We start from the raw sequence: 25,637 nt of genomic DNA, 5'->3' as shown, positions 1-25,637 counted from the left end.
TATGATAGTTCTGATAACTGGTGGTTGTAAGAATGGAAAATCGAATAGGGCACAGGATCTGGCAGTAAGCTTTTCTCAGAAGCAAAAGGGCAAGCTATACTACGTAGCGACCATGATATCTACAGGGGCTGAAGATGATGAGCGCATCAGAAAACATGTGGATAGCAGAAAAGATCTTGGCTTTGATACTATTGAGCTTAAGTATAGGATAGAAGACCTTGTGGATGTTATCAGGAAAGATGAGAATCCGCCTGCATTTTTGGTGGATAGTCTCACAGCCCTTCTTGCTAACGAAATGTTTAAGGTGGATGAAAGTGGAAATTTTTATGTGGAGCATGAAGCAGCCATAAGAGTCCGGGAAGGCCTGACTTCTTTGATCGATGAATGTAATAAGTCTGGTGCCAGCATTGTATTTGTAAGTGACGGAATCTACAGCGATTCGATCATCTATGGGGAGGAGACAATTGAGTATCAGCGTGGACTTGCGAAGCTAGAACAGCTGATTTCAAAAAGAGCTGATGAAGTTATGGAGATGACTGCTGGAGTTAAAGGAAACACAGAGCCTTTAGTAGATGGGGGACAAGCAGTGAACAAGATACTTATATTTGGTGGAGCCTTTCAGGGCAAAAGAGCCTTTGCCAAAAGTGAATTTAATATAGAAGATAAAGAAATCTATTCTTTTACAGCTGATGACACTGAGGTGCCAGCAGGCTACAGAGCTTATGAGCACGCAGAGAGACTTGTACGTAACATTCTCTCTGCAGAAGAGTCTTTTAACTTATTAAAAGAAGCTGAGATAGTCATAGTTGACGATATTACCTGCGGCATAGTTCCTATGGATGCTACAGACAGAAAGGCCCGTGAAGAAACAGGGCGTCTCATGCAAATGTTAGGAAAAGATCGCAGTATCTACAGAGTATTTTGTGGGGAAGGGGTGAAGATAAAATGAGGTTACTTAAGTCCTTTGCAATAGCTTTTTCAATGTATTCCAAGATACCGATGCCACAGTTTAAGTGGGAAAGTGAGGATATGAAGTACAGCATTTGCTTCTTTCCTTTGATAGGTCTTTTGATTGGCGCTATCATGAGCGTTTTTTATTTTGTGATGCATTATATTGAACTTCCGGCAGAGACTGTGATTCCACTGATACTAGTAGTGATCCCTATAATACTTACAGGTGGCATACATCTTGACGGCTTCATGGATGTAAGTGATGCGCTTTCATCCTATCAGACAAGAGAAAAGAAACTTGAGATCCTAAAAGACCCTCATATTGGAGCCTTTGCTGTTATAAGAGTTATGGTTCTTGCTGCGCTTTTCTTTGCAGGACTTGAACTTATCATGTATTACGCTGGCTCTGGGATTTCAGAAATAGTTGTCCTTGGACTTGGCCTTTGCCTTTCAAGGTGCCTAAGTGGTATCTCGGTTGTTTCGTTTAAATGTGCCAAGAATGAAGGTACGCTCTATACTTTTGCAGAAGGTTCAGACAAAAAGAGGTGTCTTAGCATTTTGATAAAAGAAGCTGGTGTTGTCATGATCGCCATGATAGTCATCGGACGTTTTACAGGTGCAGCGGCTGTTTTGGCAGCTCTTTTCACGTTCCTGTATTACCATGTAAGGTCAGAAAATGAGTTTGGCGGCATAACTGGTGATGTAGCAGGCTGGTTTGTGTGCATATGTGAGACCTGCATGGTGCTTGTTATCGGCGCTATGGCATATTTTTATCGCTGGCTCTAAGGGAGTGACATGATCCAATATTTTAAATACATTCCAATTACATTTATTTTGGGCTTTATCGTGGATGCCGTTGTGGGAGATCCAAGGAATATCCCACATCCTGTTCAGCTAATAGGGCGTCTCATAACTTTTTTGGAAAAGAGATTATTAGTTAAAGAAGATAGTGATGACAAGAAATATAAAAAAGGCATGTTACTGACATTTCTTGTGGTTTTATCCACAGCTTTTTGGGGGATATTTATACTATACTGCGCTTTCCTAGTGGATAAAGAGGTCGGACTTATAGTGATGACCGTAATGAGCTGGCAGAGTATTGCTGCAAAGAGTCTATGCCAGGCGGCAATGGATGTGCACGAGCCTCTAAAGGATGGGAATATTGAAGGAGCTAGAACTGCAGTTAGCATGATAGTTGGAAGAGATACCGCTCTTCTTGATAAAGACGGCATTACAAGGGCAGCAGTTGAGACAGTAGCAGAGAATACCAATGACGGCGTTATCTGCCCTATGTTTTATCTGGCTATTGGCGGTCCTGTCCTTGCCTTTATCTACAAGGCTGTCAGTACCATGGATTCCATGATCGGCTACAAGAATGACAAGTATATGTTCTTTGGAAGAAGCGCAGCCAAGCTTGATGATATCTTTGCTTTTGTTCCAGCCAGGATCAGCGCAGTACTTATGATGGCAGCAGCTTTTTTACTAGAACTAACTGATAAAGCTCATTATAGCTTCAAGGATTCAGTCAGAATCTTTAAAAGAGACAGATTCAATCATGCAAGCCCAAATTCTGCACAGTGTGAGAGCGTATGTGCAGGAGCACTTGGCCTTCGCCTTGCAGGGCCAGCGGTTTACTTTGGTGAAATGCATTCTAAACCATATATCGGGGATGAAAAAAGAAAAATCGAGGCTGATGATATAGTCAGAGCTTGCAGGTTGATGTACATTACGGCACTTTTCCCAGTTATCGTTTATTCAATCATTGAAGTTATCAGGATATATGTGGTATAAGTGAAATTAGGCATTATTACTATCAAAGAGGAACGGTATGAATAAAAAGATCTTAAAGAATAAACTATTTCTGTATCTTACAGAATTCTTTGCGGGAATGTCAGTAATGGCGGTAGAGCTCGGTGCCAGCAGACTTCTTGCACCATATTTCAGTTCATCACAGATTGTGTGGACTATCATCATCGGAACTATCATGATCGCCATGGCTCTTGGTAATATCTATGGCGGACGCAAGGCAGACAAGGACAAGGACCCAGGTAAGCTCTACGGCAGGATCCTTGTGTCAGCTATCTGGATAGCACTTATTCCAGCCATTGGTAAATATGTGATTCTTGGTATTTCTGCACTTCTCATCTTTACAGTTAACAGTAACTTCCTTGTGATCGCTGCCTTTGCGGCGTGCATGGTGGTTTTTGTATTTCCATTATTCCTTCTAGGAACGGTAACTCCAAGTCTTGCCAAGTATACAACGGATTCTCTTGAAGATAACGGCAAGATCATTGGAACTCTTGGAGCGTTCAATACAGTAGGCAGTATCATCGGTACCTTCGTACCAACCTTTGTTACGATACCTGCTGTAGGAACAGCCATCACATTCCTTATCTTTGCAGGAATCCTCATAGTTCTTTCTATTGCTTACTTTGTAAGCCCATCTGAAGGTACTGACCAAGATACAAAAGGCTCAAAAAAAAACAGTAATGTAGCAAGGATCGTTTCCGGAATCCTCATATTTGTTATATCCTGTGGCCTTTGCTACAACACAAGCTTTGCCTTTTGGGAGAATAACTTAACCTATGAGGGAGAGTCAGTTTATAACTATCTTCAGGTAAAAGAAACTCCAAACACGGTAATCCTTTCAACTAACGTTTTATTTGGTGTTCAGTCAGTTCTTGTTAAAGACGGAGCACTTACAGGCATGTATTATGACGTGGCAATGGCAGCGCCTTACATGGCTGGCATCAAGGATAAGGAAGAAAAGGGCGAAGATCTTGATGTCCTGATCCTTGGAATGGGTTCTGGAACCTACGCAACTCAGCTTACAAGACACTTTGATAACATCAATATCGAGGGTGTAGAGATCGACGAAAAGATAACTGATCTTGCCCACAAGTACTTTGAACTTCCTGAAACTACAAAGGTGACAACCTACGATGGCAGAGCTTATCTTGCTGCAGTTGACAAGAAGTATGATGTGATCATGGTTGATGCCTATCAGGACATTACTATTCCTTTTCAGATGTCATCAGTAGAGTTCTTTACTATGGTAAAAGAGCATCTGAATGATGGTGGAGTAATGGTTGTAAACATGAATATGTACAGCGACAATGTCATCGGAGCCAAAAATGATGCCACAATTAATACTTATCTGGCAGATACCATTTCTTCAGTGTTTAATAATGTTGTAACAATTGATGTGGCGGGTTCGACAAACAAAGAACTCTTTGCATGTGATTCCGATAATTTTCTTGAGAAGTTAAAGGATGGAGCTAGTAAAGAAGACGAGACCGACTTAAGTGATATGATGAAGGGTGCGTACAGCTCAGCACTGGCCTACGATGCAGGCAATCATATCATGACAGATGACAAGGCGCCTGTTGAATTATTGGGAATGAAACAGATCGATGCAATTATTAAGGATGAAGTATTATATTACAAAGAAATTTACAAAAAACAGGGCATAAATGGACTATTGAATAGTTTATAAAATTTTTAAAAATTCATATATTTTCAGGGGCGCTAATGCTATAATCAACTCAAGCATAGCGCTTTTTTATGGCTAAAATTTAAAGGCAGCGAGGAACAAAAAGTATATGGGAGAACAGACATCAAAGACAAAGGCAGCAAAGGCAGCAAAAAAAAGAAGGGTCAGAAAGATCAGTACCAAACTTCTGTGGTACATCGTACCACTTGTAACTTTCACTGTCGTGGTTTTAGTGGCCGTTGCGGGGGAACTTTCCAAAGCAAGAATGAAGGAAATGGCAAATGAGACACTGGAATCATCAATTTCAAATCAGGCCGACAATATTGAATCATGGCTTGATAACAATCTTGAATTTTTCAGTACAGTTAAACTTGTAATTGAAACTGAACATCCTGCAGATTTTGAACTTGTTAAGATTCTTGATGCATTCTATGGTTACAACAAGAGTAATCCTGATGGCATGTACATCGGAACATCATCTGGCAAGCTCTATACAGCAAGAGAGTCAGCTTTTACTGAACAGAATGTAACAGAGAGTATCTGGTTCAAGCAGGGCATTACCAGAGTGGGAATGGCCTATGGCTCAGCACACCAGAATTACAACGGCGATATGGTAATAAGTGCTACAGGTATTCTTGATATGGACCGCGTTGATCTGAAGGTTATCGGTGCGGACGTACCACTTGATTCTATCACTGTAATCGTTAATTCCGGAGTTAAGATGAAGGGCGCAAGCTCATTCCTGGTAGATACAACAGATGGAACTATCCTTGCACATAGAGATGCAAGCCTTGTATCTACAACTCTTTCAGATACAAGCAGTGATGCACTTTTGAAGGGGGCAGCTAAGAAGATAGCTGCAGCAGACTATGACACATGTGAGATCGGCTCATATGTTGCAGCATTCAAGCAGGTTGAAGGAACAGACTGGATCCTTGTTTCTTATATTCCAAAGAGCGAGATCCTTGGTCCAATCTATCAGATGTCATGGTATCTGGTGATCATTGGAGTTATTGCAGTTTTTCTTATCATTGTGGCTATACTTCTTGTTGTTAGAAAGGTTATTGCTCCACTTACAGTTATTACCAGCAATATCACGGCTATGACAGAGGGCGATTTCACTATCAATGTTGATGTTAACAGTAATGATGAGATCGGTGTCATGGGAAGACAGGTTACTGAGTTCGTTGATTCTATGAGAAACATGCTGGCTAGCATCAGCAATGAATCAGAGAAGTTAAGAAATGAATCTGACAGCAGTGACAAGGTTTCTAAGACAATGTTTTCAGCATCGCAGTCACAGGCAGCTGCTATGGAACAGCTCAACGAGACCGTTGATCAGCTTGCCCAGGCAGTTAATGATATCGCACAGAATGCTACAACACTTGCAACTGTAGTGTCTGATACAAGAGATAACAGTGATAAAGCAAGTATCAGCATGAAGGAAACAGTCGAGATGTCTCAGAAGGGCCGTAGTGACATGGAGAAGCTCAGCGAGGCTATGACTGGAATCGAGGGAGCCAACAATGAACTTGTTGAATCCATCAACCAGGTTGGTGCTGCGTCAGAAGAGATCACAAATATTGTTGGAATGATCAGTGCGATCGCAGAAGAGACAAATCTTCTTTCACTTAATGCCAGCATTGAGGCTGCAAGAGCCGGAGAATCCGGTAGAGGATTCGCTGTAGTTGCCACTCAGATAGGCAAACTTGCGCAGACATCTGCTGAGAGTGCACAGAATATTTCAAAACTTATCGAAGAGGTCCGTGGACTTATAGAAAAAGCTGTTGGACAAGCTAATGCATCTGCTGAGAGCATCAGAGAGAACAGTGAACTTATCGATGTTGCAGTTGGAACTTTTGATAAGATCTATACAAACATTCAGCAGTCAAATGAACTTATGGAAGCTATGATCGAGAACGTGTCCAAGGTTGATGAAGTTGCAACTACTGTTGCTGCTATTTCTGAGGAACAGGCGGCCAGTGCGGATGAGATTCTCACAACTTCAGAAAATATGGTTCAGATGGCGAACGACATTACAAAGAGCAGCCAGGATGTGGCTGACAATTCAGAAGAACTTGCAGGTACTTCACAGACACTTACTTCCTATGTGCAGAGGTTTAAAATTTAAGGAGGCAGCGTAGATGAAAAAAATTATAACATGTCTATTGGCGGGGATACTGATGGTGACAGCTCTTGTGGGTTGCGGACAGGCTAGTACTGTTTCTGCTGCAGAACATAGCGGAGACACTAAGATCCTTTTCATTATGCCAGATCTAAATGATGTATTTAGGATCTCTTTGTCCAATGCCATTATGAGTGAATGTGAGGCTAAAGGTATTACAGTAGATCTGGTTCAGTCAGGAAAAAGTGTAGAAGCACAGTATTCTCTTGTGGAGAGTGCCAAATCACAGGGCTATTCAGCAATCATCTTAAAACTTGCTGATGCAAGCACGGCTCTTCAGATGGATGTCGCTTCTAATGGACTTCCTATCGTATATGTTAACAATAAGCCAAAGGATGAGCATTTGGAGGCTGATAAATATATTTACGTAGCTTCTAATGAGGAAGAGGCTGGACAGCTTCAGGCTGAGTATGTTTTAAATAAACTTGGCAATCCGTCATCAATGAATGTTATAATAATTGAAGGAGAACCTGGCCATTCCGGAACGATCGGAAGAACAAGCGCAGTTAAAAAAACACTTAAAGATAATGGCTGCAATGCCAATTATGTGTTTGTTGACTATGCTAACTGGTCAGATTCAAAGGCAGAGGACCTCTTTAACATATTTACTCTTACAGGGCAGGATGTTGATGCAGTATTCTGTAACAATGATACCATGGCACTTGGTGTTATCGAAGCTATGAAAAAGAACGGCTATAACTACAAGGATATTCCTGTATGCGGTGTAGATGCTACATCTAATGGATGCGCTTCTATTCAAAAGGGTGAGATCTCTTTTTCGGTTCTTCAAAATGCCAAGGGACAGGGCGCTGCAGCAGTAGATGCGGCAATCACCTTAAGTAAGGGCGGATCTATCAAGAACATCGAATATGCGACAGAGGACTGCAAGTATATCTTTGTTCCTTTTGAACCAGTTGATGCTAGCAATGTTAGCAACTATAGGTGATCAATAAAAAGAAAAATGAAAGAAAACAATTCTGAGTCGAGTACTGTAAAGCAGATTATGGAACAGATTCAGGAAGCTAACCTTTTAGGACAGCTAAGGGTATTACTCAGATGGGTGCTTTTGGGATCCATTACCGGCGTAGTAGTTGGTGTAATAGGCGCAATGTTCTATCACGGGATAATATGGGCTACAGATTTTAGAACAGAGCATGACTACATCATACTAGGCTTGCCATTTGCCGGCCTATTGATTGTTTTCTTATACAGATTATGCAAGGACTATGAAGACAAGGGGACTAACCTTGTCATCAAATCGATTCAAGCAGGGGAGAACCTTCCTATCACCAAGGCTCCCCTGATTTTTATTTCTACAATACTTACGCATCTTTTCGGTGGATCTACCGGTCGAGAAAGCGCTGCTCTTCAGATGGGCGGTAGCATTGGCTATAACCTTGGCAAATTATTCAGACTCAAGGAAGGCAATGTTAAGATCATTACCATGTGCGGCATGAGTGCTGCATTCTCAGCTCTTTTTGGAACTCCTATGACAGCGGCCTTTATGGCCATGGAAATTGAAAATGTCGGAATAATGTACTACTCCGCTCTTGTGCCTTGCGTTATATCAGCACTGGTTGCTTCTGGTGTATCTAAATATTTTGGTGTAGTGGAAGAGACTTTTGCCGTAACCGTTGTACCTGAGTTTTCTCTGTATAATGCGGTATTTACAGGGATACTTGCGATATTGTGCGCGATAGTTAGCGTGCTTTTTTGCAATGTACTGAAATTATCAGGACGTATCTACAAGAAATTGATCAAAAATGCATACCTTAGGATATTTGTAGGTGGATGCATAGTTTCAGCCCTGACTTTTGCTTCTGGGACAAGGCTTTATAATGGTGCAGGAATAAATGTGATAGAAATGGCTGTTAAAGGAGATGCGCCTTATATAGCGTTCCTTTTAAAGATGGTATTTACAGCTCTTACTTTAGGTGCAGGATATAAGGGCGGTGAGATTGTACCGGCCCTTTATATCGGTGCTACCTTTGGCTGTTTGTATTCACAGCTATTGGGATTTGATCCAGCTCTTTGTGCGGCAATAGGTATGGGTGCCTTGTTCTGCGGCGTCACCAATTGCCCTATCTCATCTCTTTTCATATGCTTTGAGCTATTTGGCTTTAAAGGAATGCCCTATTATCTTTTGGCAGTAGCTCTAAGCTACACTTTCTCAGGCTATTCAAGTTTGTATAGCAGTCAAAAGATCGTATATTCCAAGTTCCACAACAAATATGTGAACAGGGATACAAAATAACCATAGCAAGTTAAAGGAAACGGAATTCATCGAACTGTGGATCTTCTATGAAGTCAGAAATAAGATTTAATGGAGTCAGGCCAATGGCTTCATGATGAATCTGCTCACGGATGACCATTTTTTCATAAGATGATAGTGAAGAATACTCTGGATGACTTTGCGCGTACTTGTCGTTTAGCTGATCAAATAGATTATACTCCGGATCGCCCCAAGCAAATACTTCGGCTGTCTTCAGATTAGGTTTGAACGGAGAATATCGCAGCTGGTTGTTACTCATAACAGTGCTCCTTTCTCTTCTGTTTTACCCTACTTCATAATAATAACATAGTTTTTAACAAAATTTCATAAATTACTACTTTTTATTTATATAAAATTTCAAAGGGCGTAATTGCATATTTGGGGCAAAAAGAATAATATATCCATGATGAGTAATGTGCGTTTATGAGAGGATATGTGCATATGGGATTGTCTGTAGGTGGAATTGGAACTACATATGGAATGAGCTTCGTTCAGCCTCTTAATTATTCTATAAAGAATAACTCGGATGTTTCAGATGCCTTTAAGGAGACAGGATTAAAGGGAGAAATTGAGAATGTTCCTCCAGTAATTTATCCAAATGCTCAGAAGGCAAACAAGATGTACAACGAGGTGGCAGAGAAGTTTCAGGGCATGACAGTAGGATATGGAAGTGATTCCGTTGGATTATCATACGGAATGGAAGGTAATTCAGTAGATCTTTTTGCATGATGATATTTCAGGTAGGATGGAAATATAAAAAGACGGTGTCTACATTTAATGTAGGCGCCGTCTTTGTTTGGGCTTTTATCAAATATTATTAGGAAGATGACCAAGTAATTTGGCTTCCTGTATCTTTTCATTTACTTCTGCCAGGAACTGATGATTATCTGGATCAGTTATAAAATCAAGAAAATCGGAAGCTTCTTTTTTGGTAAGCTTTTGAATCCCTGTCAGATAATTCAAGATTTCTTCAGTAGTCTTGCCTTCATTTATGAGCTTGTCCACAATATCAAAAAGAACCATGAATCTTCTCATTTTGATGCGGATATGTATATTGTAAAGTTCAATAACAATGGATGTCAGTACGAAAAAAGCGACCGCAGAAAGGATAAGACTTAGTATACCAGTAAGACAGATACCAACCCTGAGATTAAGTATTCCAGCAAAAAAACTGGAGATCATTACGATTGAAACGGAAGAAATTACTATTGCCAGTCGAGCAGAGTTTCGCTTGGCTTCGGTAAGTGCCATAAGCCGGACCGCTATTCCAAAAACGAAATAGAAGACGAAAGCGAAAGCTATCCCCAAATTACATAATTTAAGCATAGGATTCATCCCCCTTTTTTTAATTGTAACAATCATAAAAGAAAAAAGCAATTTTGCAATTGACTTTTACACTACAATGCTTTAATCTTTAAAAGTAACAAGAAATTGTATACAAATATACAACTTGGAGCACTTGATTAGGAGGATATTATTATGAAGAGATTTAAAAAGGTATTGAGCGCAATGGTGGCTACAGCAATGGCTGCATCTATGATCGTTGGTTGTGCTGATGCTACTGAAGGTTCTGCTCCAGCAGAAGGTTCAGCTAGTGGAGAGGCCACATTCAAGATTGGTGCTATTGGACCACTTACAGGTGGAGCTGCAGCATATGGTAATGCAGTTTGTAACGCAGCAGAGCTTGCAGTTGAGGAGATCAATGCAGCAGGCGGAATCAACGGATTTAAAGTTGAGTACAGCAAAGAGGATGATGAGCTCAACGCTGAGAAATCTGTAAATGCATATAATACACTTAAGGATTGGGGAATGCAGGTTCTTGTTGGATCCACTACAAGTGCATGCTCAATCGCAGTTTCAGAGTATACAAAGGCAGACAATATGTTCCAGCTTACACCATCAGGATCAGCAGTTGATTGCGTAAAGTATGACAATGCTTTCCGTGTATGCTTCTCAGATCCTAACCAGGGTATTGCTTCTGCTCAGTACATTTCTGACAATAACCTTGCTAAAAAGGTCGGCATCATCTACGACAGCTCAGACGTTTATTCAAATGGAATCTATCAGAAGTTTGTAGAAGAGGCTGAGGGCAAGAACTTTGAGATTGTTTCAGCTGAGGCATTTACTCAGGATAACAACACTGATTTCTCAGTTCAGCTTCAGAAGGCTAAGGATGCAGGAGCAGATCTTGTATTCCTTCCTATCTACTACAAGGATGCATCACTTATCCTTACACAGGCTAACACAATGGGATATTCACCAATCTTCTTTGGCGTAGATGGTCTTGATGGACTTCTTACAGTTGATAACTTTGATACATCACTTGCTGAGGGCGTAATGCTTCTTACACCTTTCGCAGCTGATGCTACAGATGATCTTACAGTTAACTTTGTAACTAAGTACAAGGAAAAATACGGTGAAGTTCCTAACCAGTTTGCAGCAGATGCTTATGATGCTGTTTACATCATCAAGGAAGCTATCGAAAAGGCAGGCGTAACTCCTGATATGAGCGTTTCTGAGATCGGTGACAAGCTTAAGGCTGCTATGGTTGAGATCGAGGCTTCTGGTCTTACATCTGCTAAGATGACTTGGGATGCAAGCGGCGAGCCAAATAAGGAACCTAAGGCTGTAGTTATCAAAGACGGAGCTTACGTATCAGCTCAGTGATCGTCTCTTTAAAAAAATAATTTAATCGACTATTCTTTAGCGAGGGCGCTGAAAAATTAGTGCCCTCGTTTGTTATATTTGTAATTAATTTTCTAGTTGTTGTGCTATCATATATTTATGTGAAAAAAGGATAAAAAGTATCAAGAGTTGGAGGTAGATATGAGTTTTTTAACATATCTTATTAGTGGGCTTAGCTTAGGAAGCATATATGCTATCATCGCTTTAGGCTATACGATGGTTTACGGTATTGCTAAGATGCTTAATTTCGCCCACGGTGATTTTATCATGGTAGGCTGTTATATAATCTTTTCAGTGACAGCATCTCTCGGAGGTAATCCACTTTTAGGAATTTTAGTGGCAGTCGTCCTCTGTACAATCCTTGGAATTACAACAGAATTTGTGGCTTATAGACCACTTCGTGGAGCAGCATCTCCTTTGGCTGTACTTATTACAGCTATAGGTGTCAGCTACTTCCTTGAGAACGTGGCCCTTCTTATATTTGGCGCAGACATCAAGTCTTTTTCATCAGTTATCAGCTGGGAAGGCTTGTCTTTTGCTGATGGTCAGCTTCGAATTCAGGGTGTAACAATAGTCACCATTCTCATCAGCGTATTGGTACTTGTGGTTTTACAGCTCTTTATCAAAAAGACCAAGCAAGGTCAGGCAATGCTTGCAGTTGCCGAGGATAAGGGAGCAGCAACTCTTATGGGTATAGATGTTAACAAGACCATCATGCTGACATTTGCTATCGGTTCAGCTCTTGCAGCTATTGCTGGTGCACTTCTTTGTTCAGCATATCCATCTCTTTCTCCATATACAGGAGCAATGCCTGGTATCAAGGCTTTCGTAGCAGCGGTCCTTGGCGGAATCGGATCAATTCCAGGAGCTATGATCGGTGGACTTGTACTTGGAATAGTAGAGATCCTTAGTAAAACCTACATTTCATCACAGCTTTCAGATGCCATTGTGTTCGGTATCCTTGTAATCGTATTGCTAGTCAAACCTACCGGCATTCTTGGTAAGAAAATCCAGGAAAAGGTATGAGCAGAACTACATTGAAAATGGAGGCTAAAAATGAAAAAAAGAGATAACTTGATCACCTATGGAATTGTGATCTTAGCATTTATAATCTTCCAGGTACTTGCAGCTACCGGACATCTTTCAAGTCATATGAGAGGGCTTTTGGTCCCAATGACATATTACGCAGTAATAGCTGTCGCTCTTAACCTCTGTGTAGGTATTTTAGGAGAGCTTAGTATTGGACATTGCGGATTTATGTGCGTAGGAGCTTTTACCAGCGCATTCTTTTCAAAGGTTACCCAGAACGTTCTTCCAACTGCGCCAAGATTTATCCTGGCATTTGTTGTGGGAATAGCTTTTGCAGCCTTATTCGGATTTCTTATTGGAATTCCAGTACTTAGACTTAAGGGCGATTATCTTGCCATCGTCACACTGGCCTTTGGAGAGATCATCAAAACTGTAATCAACGCATTCTATATTGGAATCGATAAGCATGGACTTCATTTTTCATTAAAGAATGCTATGGAGCTTGGCATGGAGCCTGATGGAGAAGTTATTGTTAACGGAGCTATGGGTATTACAGGAACTCCACACGATGCTAATTTTACTATCAGTATTGTGGTGCTTCTCTTAGCTCTTTTCGTGGTTCAAAACCTTATTAATTCAAGAGATGGCCGTGCGATCATGGCTATCAGAGACAATGCAATCGCAGCTGAGGCAACAGGAATCAATATTACCAAGTACAAGATGCTTGCATTTGTTATTTCTGCAGCCATTGCTGGAGCAGCAGGAGTTCTTTATTCACACAATATCACATCACTTACAGCTTCATCTCAGTACTTTGGATTTAACGCATCCATTATGATACTTGTGTATGTGGTACTTGGCGGAATCGGAAACATCAGAGGAAGCGTCATTGCTGCCTGCATTTTGTATGTACTACCTGAGCTTCTTAGAGGACTCAACACATATCGTATGCTGATCTATTCAATTATTCTTATAGTAATGATGATCGTTAACTGGTCACCTAAGGTAATCGACTGGAGAAAGAAGACCTTTGGCCACTTCACAGTTAGAAAGGGGGCAAAGGCATGACACTTTTAGATGTAAATAAGCTTAGTATATCCTTTGGCGGTCTTAGAGCTGTTGATGACTTTAACCTTCAGATTGAAAAAGGCGAGCTCTACGGACTCATCGGACCAAATGGAGCTGGTAAAACAACTGTATTTAACCTTCTTACAGGTGTGTACAAGCCAAACGAAGGTATCATCAAACTTGATGGCGAGGATATCACCAGAAAGAATACTGTTCAGATCAATCAGGCAGGTATCGCAAGAACTTTCCAGAATATCAGATTGTTCAAGCAGATGTCTGTTATTGATAATGTTAAGGTTGGACTTTCTGAGCGCTTTAAATACAGTGCTATTGAGGGAATCCTTCATGTTGGTAAATATAGAAAAGTTGAGAAGGAAATGAACGAAGAGGCTATGAAGCTTCTTAAGGTCTTTGACCTTGATGGTGAAAAAGACACATTGGCTTCTAATCTTCCTTATGGTAAACAGAGAAAGCTTGAGATAGCTAGAGCTATGGCTACAGATCCTAAACTTCTTTTACTTGATGAGCCGGCAGCAGGCATGAATCCAAATGAGACAAAAGAGCTGATGGATACCATTTCATTAGTTCGTAAAGAGTTTGGAATGACGATTCTTTTGATCGAGCATGATATGAAGCTTGTATCCGGAATCTGTGAGAAGCTTACAGTGCTTAACTTTGGAAGAGTTCTCTGTCAGGGCGAGACTAAAGAGGTTTTGGCCAATCCAGAAGTAATCAAGGCTTACTTAGGCTGAGAGGACTAAATTACTTGGAGAATATATTATGAGCGAATTTTTAAGTGTAAAAGATTTAAGCGTATATTATGGTGTTATCCAGGCTCTTAAAGGTGTCTCTTTTCATGTGGACAAAGGAGAGATCGTAGCCCTCATAGGTGCTAACGGAGCAGGTAAGACCACAACACTTCATACTTTATCAGGTCTCATTCAGGCTGATAAAGGAGAGATCATCTACAAAGATCAGAATATCACAACAGTTCCAGGTCACAAGATCGTAAATCTTGGAATGGCGCAGGTTCCAGAGGGAAGGCGTGTATTTGCTGAAATGACCGTTTTACAGAACCTCAAGATGGGCGCATATACCAGAAAAGATAAGGCTGAGATGGACGAGACACTTAAGACTATCTATCAGCGCTTTCCAAGACTTGAAGAGAGAAAGAGCCAGCTAGCTGGGACACTTAGCGGTGGTGAGCAGCAGATGCTTGCTATGGGTAGAGCCCTTATGTCTCATCCTGAGATCATCCTTCTCGATGAGCCATCCATGGGTCTTTCACCAATCTTTGTAAATGAGATCTTTGATATTATCGAGAAGATCAACAAGGACGGAGTTACAGTTCTTTTGGTTGAGCAGAATGCCAAGAAGGCGCTCTCAATAGCTAACAGGGCTTATGTTCTTGAGACGGGTAAGATCGTAAAAGAGGGTATTGCCAGCGAGCTTTTGGATGATGAAACAATAAAGAAAGCATATCTTGGCGAATAATAGCGGGGGAAATGGTATGAAAAGAAACATTGTCATTACAATCGCAAGACAGTATGGAAGTGGCGGCAGAACTGTAGGCGAAAAACTTGCAAATGAGCTTGGAATCCACTATTACAACAAGGAACTCATTAAGCTCGCTTCCGAAGAAAGCGGAATAAATGAGTCTTTATTCTTGGAGGCTGATGAGAAGCTTAGAAATAATGGCTTTTTCAAGGCACCAATAAATGTCTATAACGGAGAGCTTATCGGTCCTGACAGCAAGGACTTTACTTCTACTGATAATCTTTTTAACTATCAGGCAAAGGTCATCAAAAAGCTTGCTGACACCACAAGCTGCGTTATCATAGGTCGTGCTGCAAATTTTGTTCTTAAGGATTATGACAACGTTCTTAGTGTATTTGTTCACGCACCTCATGACTTCCTTATGCAGGAAGCTGCCAAGGTGCAGCCTCTTAGGGGAAAAGAACTTGAGAAGTTCTGCGCAAGAGAGGATAAATACCGCGCTGAATACTATATGCATCACACAGGAAATCTCTGGACTGATGCCATGAACTATGACCTGTGTATCGATAGCAGTAAGCTTGGCTTTGATAAGTGCGTTGAAGCTATCAAGGCCCAGCTCAAAGTAAGATTTGGTGAGGATATTTTCGAATGAAGAAGTTTTGGGAAAATAAAAAACTCCTTATATTAGTTCTGGTGGCGGTTGAAGTAGTTCTTTTGATAGTAAATGCTCTTAGATTCAATAGAGAAGAGAACATAAGCTATTCATCAGATGATCTGCTCCTTGCGCATAAAAATCTTGAAACTAATACTATCGAATATGAGAGCGGATTCTATGCTGATCACAGCAATGTGGAAGGGGCTTACGTTGTCACGAAACCTACGTTCCTCAAAAAAGGCATTTATTCCGTGACTGTAGATTATAGCTCTAATGCAGAGGATAACTGGCACACCTGCTATATGGTGCTTGATGCAGTGGGAGATACTTCTGAAGGCAAGACTGCAGATCTAGTTTGCAGCGACCATACTGCAATGCCAGGTAAGTTCACCAGTGTTTCAGCTCTTTCTTGGGTTAAATATGGGACAGAGTTTGAAGTCCGCATGGGACCTGAAACAGATGCTTCAGGTGACAATATATATGTTCTTGTAAATAGTGTGAATATCACATACATGAAGGGCAAGACCATAGCCAATGAGACAACCAAACTGTTTTTATTTTTTGCTTTGATCGATGTTTTGGTATTTCTTTTCCTGCTTAAGAGAAAAGAAACAGTTAGTTTCCTTAAGGGAAAAGAGCTGACTATTGGAGTGATGTTATTTACTCTGTTTTTCTCAAGCTATCCTCTCTTTTATAGGAAATTATATTTTGGCGATGACATTTACTATCATTTGAGAAGAATAGCATTTACGGCGGAGGGGCTTAGAAGCGGTCAGTTTCCGGTGCACATCCTTCCTGGATGGGACAACGGTTATGGCTATGCTGCTGGTGTAGGCTATGGAGATCTGCTAATTTACCCTTCAGCAATACTTATTATCCTTGGATTTACACTTCAGATGGCATATAAGTTCTACATTTTCCTTACAAATGTGCTGTCTGTGTTTATTTCATATTTTGCATTTAAAAAGATATCTGGTAATGAGAGAGTTGGCCTTTTTTCGTCAGTTTTGTTTACACTGATCGGGTTTAGACTACACAGTATCTATTCAGGAGCTACAGTTGGTGAGTTTGGAGCATTTACGTTTCTTCCACTGGTAATCCTTGGACTTTGGGAAATATATTCAAAGAAGTCAAAGAAAGCATATATTACTCTGGCTCTTGGAGTAACACTTACTCTTTCATGCCATGTGCTTTCAACATTTATTCTGGCACTGGTTATTCCTCTTTTCTGCATCCTTATGATCGAGAAGACTTTGCAAAAAGAGGTACTGTTGCCACTACTTAAGGCATTACTTGCTATAGTTCTATTAAATCTTCACTTTATAGTACCTCTTGCGGATTACATGTTATTCCAGAATATGAGAGGAAATACTGTAAATGACATTTTGTGGAATAGAGGTCAGGAGCTTGTTCATCTCTTTAATCTTCAAAAGGCAGCATTCCTCGATACTGGAGGATTTGTAGGACTTGGAGTAGTATCTATCGCAGTACTTGCGCTTGCCGCAGGATTTGTGCTTACAGGAAGATTTAAGGAAAAGACAGGAGTTTATTTAAGATTATTTGCGCTTAGCATCTTGCTTATAGCACTTAGCTTGAATTCTACTTTTTATTTCTTCCTTAGTGACAAGATGCCACTTATGTACAAACTCCTTGGAAATATGCAGTTCCCATGGCACTTCCTTGATGTGTCTTGTGGAATGGTAGTTTTCTGGTTTGCTGTTACAATGGGTGAACTTCTTAGATATGAAGATAAGAGCATAAAGGGCTATATTGCAATGGCTTCACTTGTACTGCTGTGTGTTGTACAGAGTGAGGAACTTTTGGGAGATGTTATAAAGGAAGGTAACCCAATAACATCCTTTGACAGCAATTATCTTAGAGAGCCATTCTATGTGGAGTTTAGTATTAAGGATATCAACACAGGCCTTACTTCCATGTATCAGGACATGGTTCTTCCTGAAGGGACAGAAGCTACAGCTGTTGTTACTAAAAAGAATGGCACAACGCTTTATGTGCAGGCTGATAATCCTACAGGAGAGGTGGTGATAGCAGAAGCACCTCTTTGGGGTTACAGACACTATGCAGCTAAAGCCAAGGGAACCAAGATAGCGTGTTACATGGCTGAAGATAAGAAGCTTGCAGTTGAGATCCCTGCCGGTTACAGTGGCTTGTTTAAGATCTATTTCAGAGAACCATGGTTCTGGAGACTTGCGGAGCTTGTATCACTAGTTACATTGGTATATTTGCTTGGATTACATACCTTTGTGATCAAGCTTACAAGGAAAAATAATATTGGTCAGCTATAGAATGGCTGAATTTAGCGATATTTAGCCTGATATGTAATAATACAAGATTTTAGGCTAAAGAAAAAATAAGAATAATATGGCGTTGGAATAGTGATATTAGCCGAATGATCATAGAAATGATCATTTCGGCTAATTTTTTTGCAAGTTTTTGAATTTTGACTTCGAAAGCAGCAATTATTTTTTAGCCTAATTGGTTGGAAAAGAAGATAATAGGCTAAGGAGAGCTAGAATTAGTTTGAAACAGGGACAAAAAAGTTTAGCCGAAAGGCTTAAAAACAAAAGAACTTGGATAAAAAGTAAAAAAACTTCTGATAAACACTTGCATTTCTTGTTAGCATATGCTAATATACATTTTGTTAGCAGAAGCTAACAAGTAAAAACGTCAATGCCAAGGCGTTATTTACACGTGACATACAATAGTCATAAGAAATCTCCTACCTGAACAGGTGCATCTTGCCAATGCACCTGTTTTTCTTTGTGTAGAGCACTTGACGAGGTTTTGTCGAGTCTAGTGCGAACTATACATGTTCACTTGGCGAGGTTATTTCGAGCCTAGTGAAGCAGGTAGTGTAGAGCACTTGACGAGGTATTACGCGAAACTTTTTTACAAAATTTGTAATTAATTATAAAATTAATCTAAAGTTTTTTTCGAATTGGACGATAATAGTATTGAAAAGCGGAAAGAGTGAGTAAACCTTGGGTGTTTACGCCATGAAAATATTTTTTTTAAAAAGCTAAAGTAATGGCGACTTCTACCGATAAATGTTGTAGAAGTAAAAAAATACTCCAGGGAAGGAGGATGAGATATGCGAATAGAAGCATACAGTCAGGTTCAGCAGATTTACTCTAACAACAAAGTTAATAAGACCCAGGCGGCCAAGAAGACTAATGATATTAGAGATACTGTATCATTTTCTTCAATTGGAAAAGATATCCAGGTTGCTAAACAGGCTGTTAGCGCTACGCCAGACGTTAGAGAAGACGTTGTGGCTTCGCTCAAGGCTGCTATCAAAAACGGTACTTATAACGTAAGTGGAGAGGCTTTTGCCGACAAATTACTGGCTAAATACGAAGAAGCAAGTGAGCTTTCTTAATTGAATAAATAATAATAATCAGGAGGATGATTCCAGTGGCAAGTCTAATGGAAAACCTGGTCGACGTGCTTGATCAGGAATGCGGAATGTACGAGAAATTGCTGGGGTTATCTAGTAAGAAGACCACAATTATCGTTTCAGGTGATCTTCTGAAACTTGCGGAAATCACGGATGAGGAGCAGTGCATAATAGGTAATATCCAGTCCCTCGAGAAAAAAAGAATGACAGCTATGAAGGATATTGCCAATGTACTCAACAAGGATGTTGATTCATTGAAACTGACCGACCTGATAACTGTTCTCGAGAAGAGACCAGAAGATCAGAAAAATCTTGCATTGCAGCGAGACAGATTAGTATCTGTAGCAGACAATGTTAGACGTGTAAACGGCCAGAACCAGGAGCTACTTTTAAGTTCTTTGGAAATGGTACAATTCGAAATGAACATCATCCAAGCGTCAAAAAGCGCTCCACAGACGGCGAATTATTCCAGAGCTTTAGACACTACAGGCGAATGTTTAGGTTACACTTCGGGCGGGTTCGATGCAAAGCAGTAAGTACCACTCATAATAAAGGGGTGGTACAGCGCATTGGATAGCCCAAGGGAACACTGAATATTTCAGTAGTGTCTTTTTTGCGCCCTAAAATAGGCCGCAAAAAAGACAAATATCAATAACAGGAGGAAACAGATATGTCTCTAATGGCAAATCTATATGTGGGTCAGTCGGGATTACAGACATCACAGAATGCATTAAATACAACTGCACATAACATGGCCAATATAGATACCGAAGGCTATACAAGACAGCAGGTGTCTCAGGGCACAAGAGCATATCAGACTCTTGAAAAGAAGAATGAATGCATTGCCTGGAAACAGATTGGTACAGGCGTTCAATATAATAATTGTAAGCAGGTCAGAAGCGAATTTCTTGATAGCTCTTATAGGAAAGAATCAGGAAGATACGCTTTTTATGATGTTTCCAGGAAGTGTCTAGAAGAAGTAGAAGATCAGCTTCAGGAAATGAACGGATCAGAGTTTGCAACTTCTATCAATAACCTCTGGACAGCAGTTCAAGAACTTGCTAAGGATCCTTGCTCAGCAGTAGCACAGAGTGCTCTCGTAACAAGAGCAAATGAGTTCCTTACAAGAGCAAAGAGCGTATATGACGGTCTTGTTTCATATCAGGATAACCTTGATGCAACAATCGAGGGCATTGTAGATAATATAAATGACTACGGTGACAGGATCAGACAGCTCAACGAAGATATCGTAAATATCGAGTCTGGTAAAGAAGAAAAAGCAAACGATCTTAGAGATGAAAGAAATAAGCTCCTTGATAAACTTGGTGAGCTTGGAAAAATAGATTACTACGAAGATACCCTTGGAAATGTAACAGTTCTTTTTGAAGGATCTTCATTTGTAACTACCGATCATGTAAATCATATCGGAATCGACAGGACCTTAGTAAGTTCAGTTGGTTATGCAACACCATACTGGGAGTACGCAGCAAGAAGAGAATACGACGAATATGGTATAGAGTACATTGCATCGATCGATGGAGGACATGTTTACAACTTAGAGCAGACAGTATCCTCAACTACAGATACCGATATTGGAAAGCTTAAATCAGTTCTTTTGGCAAGAGGTGATCACAACGCAACATACCACGACATTACTGAGAGTGAAGATTACTACAATACAAACATCGCACAATCAGTCATCATGAACGTTGAAGCTGAGTTTGATCAGATGATCCACAACATCATGACAGCCATCAACAAGGTAATGGAGGACGCTGAGAGTAATCCAGCTACTCTTGATAACACAATAGGACTAAAGTCAGATTACGTGCTCTTTGTTGTAGCAAATGACAGTGACAAGCTCACTTATGATATTGATGAGGAGCACCCTGCAGGAACTATCGATACTGGATTTACTATCATGAATTCCCAGGTCAATCCTATTTTGTTAAAAGACCCAACAACCTTCACCTTCAGAAATGTAGACGGAAGTGAAGACACTGCAACAATGACAGCTCTTAAGGAAGCATTTAATAAAGAGCAGTACACATTAAATCCTAACGTTGCAAGTAGGAATAACTTTATTTCTTATTACAACGCACTAGTTTCACAGGTAGCTAACTCAGGAGATGTATATAACAGCATCGCAGCTGCCCAGGAACAGACAGTTACAGCAGTTGATTACGGCAGAGAACAGATCGTTGGCGTATCAAGTGATGAAGAGCTTGAGTATATGATCCAGTTCCAGAATGCATACAACGCATCAAGTAGATACATAAACGTAGTAAGTGAGATGCTGGAACATTTGGTTACTACACTTGGTAGTTAATGTAAGGAGAATGCTATGGTATCACAATTTTTTGGACTTAACATCGCTGCATCAGGTCTTCGCGCTGCTAATGCAGCCCTTAACACGACAGCAAACAACATATCCAACGTAGAGACTAAGGGCTACAGCAGGCAGAAGGTCAATCAGGAAGCTGCAGATGCCCTAAGAGTATTTGCAAAATATGGATGCGCCGGTGCAGGCGTTGAGACTATCGCGATTGAGAGAGTCCGCGATAGCTTTTATGATGTCAAGTACAGAAATAATGAGCAGCTCCTTGGAAATGTAGAACAGAAGAACTACTATACAAAGCTTGTTGAACAGTATCTTGATGATGACGGAACAACCGGCTTCTCATCTCTTTTCACAAAGATGGAAGCTGCACTTCAGTCAGTCAAGACCGCAGCAGGTACAACGGAAGCCAAGACTACATACGTATCATCAGTAAGAAGTATTACAGAATACTTTAACAACGTTTATAACCAGCTTCAGGGACTTCAGAGCGACATCAACTCAGAGATCAAGCTCTGTGCTGACAGAATCAGCTCAATCTCTCAGGAAGTTGCTTCGATAAACAAGCAGATCAACATTATTGAAATGACTGGCACAACAGCCAATGAACTTAGAGATAAAAGAGATGTACTCGTCGATGAGCTTTCTAAGATGGTTTCAGTTGAAACCAAGGAAACTCCTGTAGTAGACGAGAATAATCCAGACAGAGTAACAGGCGCAACAAGATTTCAGATCTGGGTTGCAGGTGGATACGAGCTTGTTGATACCTACGAATACAGAAAGATGATCTGTGTAGCAAGAGATGAAGATGGATCTGTTAATCAGAACGATGTATCAGGGCTTTATGATATCAAGTGGGGAACAGCCAGCTACAAGGATGGCGATGACATCAAAGAGCTTGCAGATTTCTCTATTGAGTCAAAGCTCATCGGCGGCGAGCTCCAGGGACTTCTTGCTATGCGTGATGGTAATAACAATCAGTACTTTAATGGAAAGAGCACGATAATTGATCCCCTTGCAAGACCAGTTACGGTGCAGGTTGAAGTTGATGCCGCATATCTTAAGGATATGAATAAGTGTACTCTTCCTGAGGATGGAACTATACACATCGGCGACAAGACCTATAAGTATGATTCATGGGCTTATGACGGAGACAAGACTTTTACATTTACTATAGACAATTCAACACTTTCAAGTACACCTGATACTAACAGATTAGTTACTATCGGTTACGGTAATGATTATCAGGGAATTCCATATTATCTCGAGCAGATGAACGAGTGGGTAAGACAGTTCTCATCTGCAGTAAATGAGATCATGGTAACAGGTTATACATCAGACTCACTGGAAGGTGTAGCTCTTTTGACAGGAGCAATGGATACCAACTCTGTAGCGCAGTATAGCTACGAGCAGCTCACTTCTCTTTCTCAGAATAAGGGATACTACAAGCTTAGAGGCGGCAACTTCGAGGTTAACAGCGTAATAGTCGAGAACGCAGAGAGATTTGCTACAAAGGCTGACGTAACAGAAGGTGAATCAGAGTATGGTAACCTTTCAAGATTAAAAGAGATGTTTGAGACCAAAAAGATATTCAGAGGAGCAACTTCTGGAGAATACCTTACAAAGGTTCTTGCAGACGTGGCCCTTAATTCAAGTAATGCTGGAACATTGGAAAAGACCTATGAGGCTCTTGAAGTAACTATCAAGAATCAGCGCCTGTCAGATGCAGGTGTAGATGAAGATGAAGAAGCTTCAAACCTTGTTAAGTATCAGAACGCATACACACTTTCATCCAAGATGATCCAGACTCTGACTGAAATTTATGACAGATTGATACTTCAGACAGGAGTATAATCTGCCGATATGTATTGTAGATGACAAAAATGACTGCATGGATGCGCATTTTTTGACATGGAAGTTTATCTGGAGGTTGTACTATGCGTATCACTAACAAAATAATGCAGAACAATTCCCTTTATAATATTAACAATAACAAGATCAGCGAGGACCAGCTCAACACTATGATGTCTACAGGCAAAAAGATCACACGTCCTTCCGATGATCCTGTTATAGCCATAAGAGCACTTCGTCTTAGAAGCAACGTCACTCAGATTTCCCAGTATTATGAAAAGAATGCTAAGGATGCAGAGAGCTGGCTTGATGTAACAGCCGACGCTCTTTCTACAGTTACGTCTGTTCTTACTGACTGTGTTAAGCAGGCTACTAAGGGTGCCAATAAAGACCTCACTATCGACGACCTTGGAACGATCATTACTCAGATGGAGGCTCTTTCAAAAGAGTATTATTCTACAGGTAATGTAGACTACGCCGGAAGATACGTATTTACAGGTTACAGAACAGATACATCCCTTACATTTGATAAGACAACAACAGCAGATTACGAGGATATCAATGATGAATTCAAAGCTGCTGATATCAGTACATCCAGCAGAGTAACAGGCCTTAGCAAGCTTGATTCTGAAAAGATCCTTGATTCTTCTTCTGATGCTGTATATGAGAGCGACATCGTGGAGCAGACAGTCGGAAGACTCAGACTTTCTTATGATATATTAAGCTACACTACAGACAGCTTCAATACTCCATCTCTAAAGTGGAGAGAGCAACTGATGCAGCCAGCTACAAGTACAGTTGAGGAAAAGATGGATGTCATTAAGCTCAACTTTACTAATAATGAAGGTGAGAGCTATTATGCTATGCTTCCTGCAATTGAGCCTGGCGGATCAAGAGAAAGCTATACAGTTACCAACGAAGGAATTACTTATACAGTAGTTTCTCATTACGATGGAACTTATGATATCACTGCTAACAGCGATACTCAGACATATACATTTGGAATCGACTCTAATGGAATCTATGATCCTGCAAAGCAGAGCAGCAATATTGCTTCAGGTCAGACAAACCTTGATTCTGTTCAGAAGGCAACTATCACATATACTAACGATGACGGCGAGCAGATCCATTTTGGACTTCCTCTCCTTCAGGCTATTGGACAGACCTACTCAATGGAGATGGAGTACAACGGCAATGCAGCAACTTGCGTAGTTAACAGTGATGGAACATATACCATCAGAGACAAGAATGTAACTGACAATGCTGATGGAACTTCTACTCAGAACGTAGTAAATGTAACAGGAAACGGCAGTATCCATTCTTCATACAAAGAGACTACTTTAAATATCACCAAGGACAAGATCATTTATTCAACAACATCAGATGATGATATTGACGAGTTTTATAATGACCTAGTTGCAAGAAAAGAGGGATCCATTGCAGTATTTAACGCAGCTACAGGTGAAATCCTTCTGAACAAGGAGCTTACAAACAAGCTTTCAACACTTCCAGATCTTATAAATGCCAATACCATCGATGTAATTTATGACAAAAAGGAATGGAATACAGGCGACATCAGACCTGAGAATTTATTTAATTGCCAATTCACCGATGAAAATGGTACAGTACTATATAACAGAGGTTCAGCAGCTCACGACATCGCTTATGATGTAGGTTTTGCACAGTCAGTAGTTGTTAACACTACAGCTGACGCAGTATTCACAACAAGTGTTAAAAGAGATGTGGATGATCTGAAGGATAAGCTCAACCAGCTTACTCAGATGAAGAGTACACTTAAGATCCTTAATGATAAGTTGGACGCAGCTAAATCGGATACAGAGAAAAATAAGCTCTCAATCGAGATTGAAGCAGCCCAGAAATCATATGATTTCCAGAGAGAGCAGATTCAGAAAGAGTTTGAGCACAAGATTACATCTATGCAGAAGGCTCTTGATACTGCAAACCTTGCAGTTACCGAGAATGGTACTAAGTCCAAGAGACTTGATCTTATCAACACAAGACTTATGAGCCAGACTACAACATTCAAGACTCTTCAGTCTGAAAATGAGGATATTGACCTTGCTGAGACTATAACTCAGCTCACATCAGCTCAGACCACTTATGAAGCAAGTCTTATGGCAACTGGTAAGATCAGCCAGTCCAGTTTAATGAATTATATTTGATGACTTGTCATC

Annotated in this window: 22 protein-coding genes; 20 read left to right on the top strand and 2 right to left on the bottom strand. The window is 40.5% G+C overall.

Annotated elements, in window-relative coordinates:
* The first annotated feature begins 1 nt into the window (after position 1).
* From bhn_RS12430 to bhn_RS12400, 7 genes are all read left to right on the top strand, one after another.
* The gene (locus bhn_RS12430) at positions 2 to 949 is read left to right on the top strand and encodes a bifunctional adenosylcobinamide kinase/adenosylcobinamide-phosphate guanylyltransferase (RefSeq protein ID WP_071176996.1); all 948 of its coding nucleotides are present in this window, start codon (positions 2 to 4) and stop codon (positions 947 to 949) included.
* Positions 946 to 1,737 (top strand): adenosylcobinamide-GDP ribazoletransferase, encoded by a 792-nt coding sequence (locus bhn_RS12425; protein WP_071176995.1) that lies wholly within the window; start codon positions 946 to 948, stop codon positions 1,735 to 1,737. The genes bhn_RS12430 and bhn_RS12425 overlap by 4 nt, the downstream gene beginning before the upstream one ends.
* A gap of 9 nt (positions 1,738 to 1,746) precedes the next feature.
* Positions 1,747 to 2,742, top strand: a complete 996-nt coding sequence (cbiB, locus tag bhn_RS12420; RefSeq protein ID WP_071176994.1) for an adenosylcobinamide-phosphate synthase CbiB — start codon at positions 1,747 to 1,749, stop codon at positions 2,740 to 2,742.
* Between the two features lie 37 nt (positions 2,743 to 2,779).
* Positions 2,780 to 4,447, top strand: coding sequence for a spermidine synthase (locus bhn_RS12415; RefSeq protein ID WP_071176993.1), 1,668 nt, complete (start codon positions 2,780 to 2,782; stop codon positions 4,445 to 4,447).
* 106 nt (positions 4,448 to 4,553) lie between these two features.
* On the top strand, positions 4,554 to 6,575 hold the full coding sequence (locus bhn_RS12410) for a methyl-accepting chemotaxis protein (RefSeq protein WP_071176992.1): 2,022 nt from the start codon (positions 4,554 to 4,556) through the stop codon (positions 6,573 to 6,575).
* A 13-nt stretch (positions 6,576 to 6,588) separates the two neighbouring features.
* A complete protein-coding gene (locus tag bhn_RS12405) occupies positions 6,589 to 7,575 on the top strand; it encodes a substrate-binding domain-containing protein (protein ID WP_071176991.1) in 987 nt (328 codons plus the stop codon).
* 15 nt (positions 7,576 to 7,590) lie between these two features.
* A complete protein-coding gene (locus tag bhn_RS12400) occupies positions 7,591 to 8,883 on the top strand; it encodes a chloride channel protein (RefSeq protein WP_071176990.1) in 1,293 nt (430 codons plus the stop codon).
* 10 nt (positions 8,884 to 8,893) lie between these two features.
* On the opposite strand, the gene bhn_RS12395 is transcribed toward bhn_RS12400, so the two are convergent.
* A complete protein-coding gene (locus tag bhn_RS12395; RefSeq protein WP_071176989.1) occupies positions 8,894 to 9,160 on the bottom strand; it encodes a hypothetical protein in 267 nt (88 codons plus the stop codon).
* Positions 9,161 to 9,342: 182 nt separating this feature from the next.
* Here bhn_RS12395 and bhn_RS12390 point away from each other — a divergent pair, with 182 nt between their 5' ends.
* A complete protein-coding gene (locus tag bhn_RS12390; RefSeq protein ID WP_071176988.1) occupies positions 9,343 to 9,630 on the top strand; it encodes a hypothetical protein in 288 nt (95 codons plus the stop codon).
* A gap of 78 nt (positions 9,631 to 9,708) precedes the next feature.
* Here the strand turns inward: bhn_RS12390 and bhn_RS12385 are convergent, their stop codons facing one another.
* The gene (locus bhn_RS12385) at positions 9,709 to 10,152 is read right to left on the bottom strand and encodes a hypothetical protein (protein ID WP_148661954.1); all 444 of its coding nucleotides are present in this window, start codon (positions 10,150 to 10,152) and stop codon (positions 9,709 to 9,711) included.
* Positions 10,153 to 10,380: 228 nt separating this feature from the next.
* Between bhn_RS12385 and bhn_RS12380 the strand changes: the two genes are divergently transcribed.
* The 12 genes from bhn_RS12380 (at position 10,381) to bhn_RS12325 (ending at position 25,625) form a co-directional block, all read left to right on the top strand.
* Positions 10,381 to 11,568, top strand: a complete 1,188-nt coding sequence (locus bhn_RS12380) for an ABC transporter substrate-binding protein (RefSeq protein ID WP_071176986.1) — start codon at positions 10,381 to 10,383, stop codon at positions 11,566 to 11,568.
* A 159-nt stretch (positions 11,569 to 11,727) separates the two neighbouring features.
* On the top strand, positions 11,728 to 12,612 hold the full coding sequence (locus bhn_RS12375; RefSeq protein ID WP_071176985.1) for a branched-chain amino acid ABC transporter permease: 885 nt from the start codon (positions 11,728 to 11,730) through the stop codon (positions 12,610 to 12,612).
* 30 nt (positions 12,613 to 12,642) lie between these two features.
* A complete protein-coding gene (locus tag bhn_RS12370; protein WP_071176984.1) occupies positions 12,643 to 13,683 on the top strand; it encodes a branched-chain amino acid ABC transporter permease in 1,041 nt (346 codons plus the stop codon).
* On the top strand, positions 13,680 to 14,435 hold the full coding sequence (locus tag bhn_RS12365; RefSeq protein WP_071176983.1) for an ABC transporter ATP-binding protein: 756 nt from the start codon (positions 13,680 to 13,682) through the stop codon (positions 14,433 to 14,435). The genes bhn_RS12370 and bhn_RS12365 overlap by 4 nt, the downstream gene beginning before the upstream one ends.
* Positions 14,436 to 14,463: 28 nt before the next feature.
* Positions 14,464 to 15,177 carry an ABC transporter ATP-binding protein gene (locus tag bhn_RS12360; RefSeq protein ID WP_071176982.1) on the top strand — a complete coding sequence of 238 codons (714 nt, stop codon included), beginning with the start codon at positions 14,464 to 14,466 and terminating at the stop codon, positions 15,175 to 15,177.
* 16 nt (positions 15,178 to 15,193) lie between these two features.
* On the top strand, positions 15,194 to 15,832 hold the full coding sequence (locus tag bhn_RS12355) for a cytidylate kinase-like family protein (RefSeq protein ID WP_071176981.1): 639 nt from the start codon (positions 15,194 to 15,196) through the stop codon (positions 15,830 to 15,832).
* Positions 15,829 to 18,141: a hypothetical protein gene (locus bhn_RS12350; RefSeq protein WP_071176980.1), complete on the top strand. Its 2,313-nt coding sequence runs from the start codon at positions 15,829 to 15,831 to the stop codon at positions 18,139 to 18,141. The genes bhn_RS12355 and bhn_RS12350 overlap by 4 nt, the downstream gene beginning before the upstream one ends.
* Before the next feature lie 806 nt (positions 18,142 to 18,947).
* The gene (gene flgM, locus bhn_RS12345) at positions 18,948 to 19,235 is read left to right on the top strand and encodes a flagellar biosynthesis anti-sigma factor FlgM (RefSeq protein WP_071176979.1); all 288 of its coding nucleotides are present in this window, start codon (positions 18,948 to 18,950) and stop codon (positions 19,233 to 19,235) included.
* 35 nt (positions 19,236 to 19,270) lie between these two features.
* Positions 19,271 to 19,789 carry a flagellar protein FlgN gene (locus bhn_RS12340; protein ID WP_236845921.1) on the top strand — a complete coding sequence of 173 codons (519 nt, stop codon included), beginning with the start codon at positions 19,271 to 19,273 and terminating at the stop codon, positions 19,787 to 19,789.
* A gap of 134 nt (positions 19,790 to 19,923) precedes the next feature.
* A complete protein-coding gene (gene flgK, locus bhn_RS12335; protein WP_071176978.1) occupies positions 19,924 to 21,582 on the top strand; it encodes a flagellar hook-associated protein FlgK in 1,659 nt (552 codons plus the stop codon).
* A gap of 15 nt (positions 21,583 to 21,597) precedes the next feature.
* On the top strand, positions 21,598 to 23,445 hold the full coding sequence (gene flgK / locus bhn_RS12330) for a flagellar hook-associated protein FlgK (RefSeq protein ID WP_071176977.1): 1,848 nt from the start codon (positions 21,598 to 21,600) through the stop codon (positions 23,443 to 23,445).
* 83 nt (positions 23,446 to 23,528) lie between these two features.
* Positions 23,529 to 25,625: a flagellin N-terminal helical domain-containing protein gene (locus bhn_RS12325; RefSeq protein ID WP_071176976.1), complete on the top strand. Its 2,097-nt coding sequence runs from the start codon at positions 23,529 to 23,531 to the stop codon at positions 25,623 to 25,625.
* Positions 25,626 to 25,637: the final 12 nt, after the last annotated feature.

This window comes from Butyrivibrio hungatei, assembly GCF_001858005.1.
In the GTDB taxonomy this organism is placed as follows: Bacteria; Bacillota; Clostridia; order Lachnospirales; family Lachnospiraceae; genus Butyrivibrio; species Butyrivibrio hungatei.
This window is presented reverse-complemented; position numbering and strand designations above follow the sequence as displayed.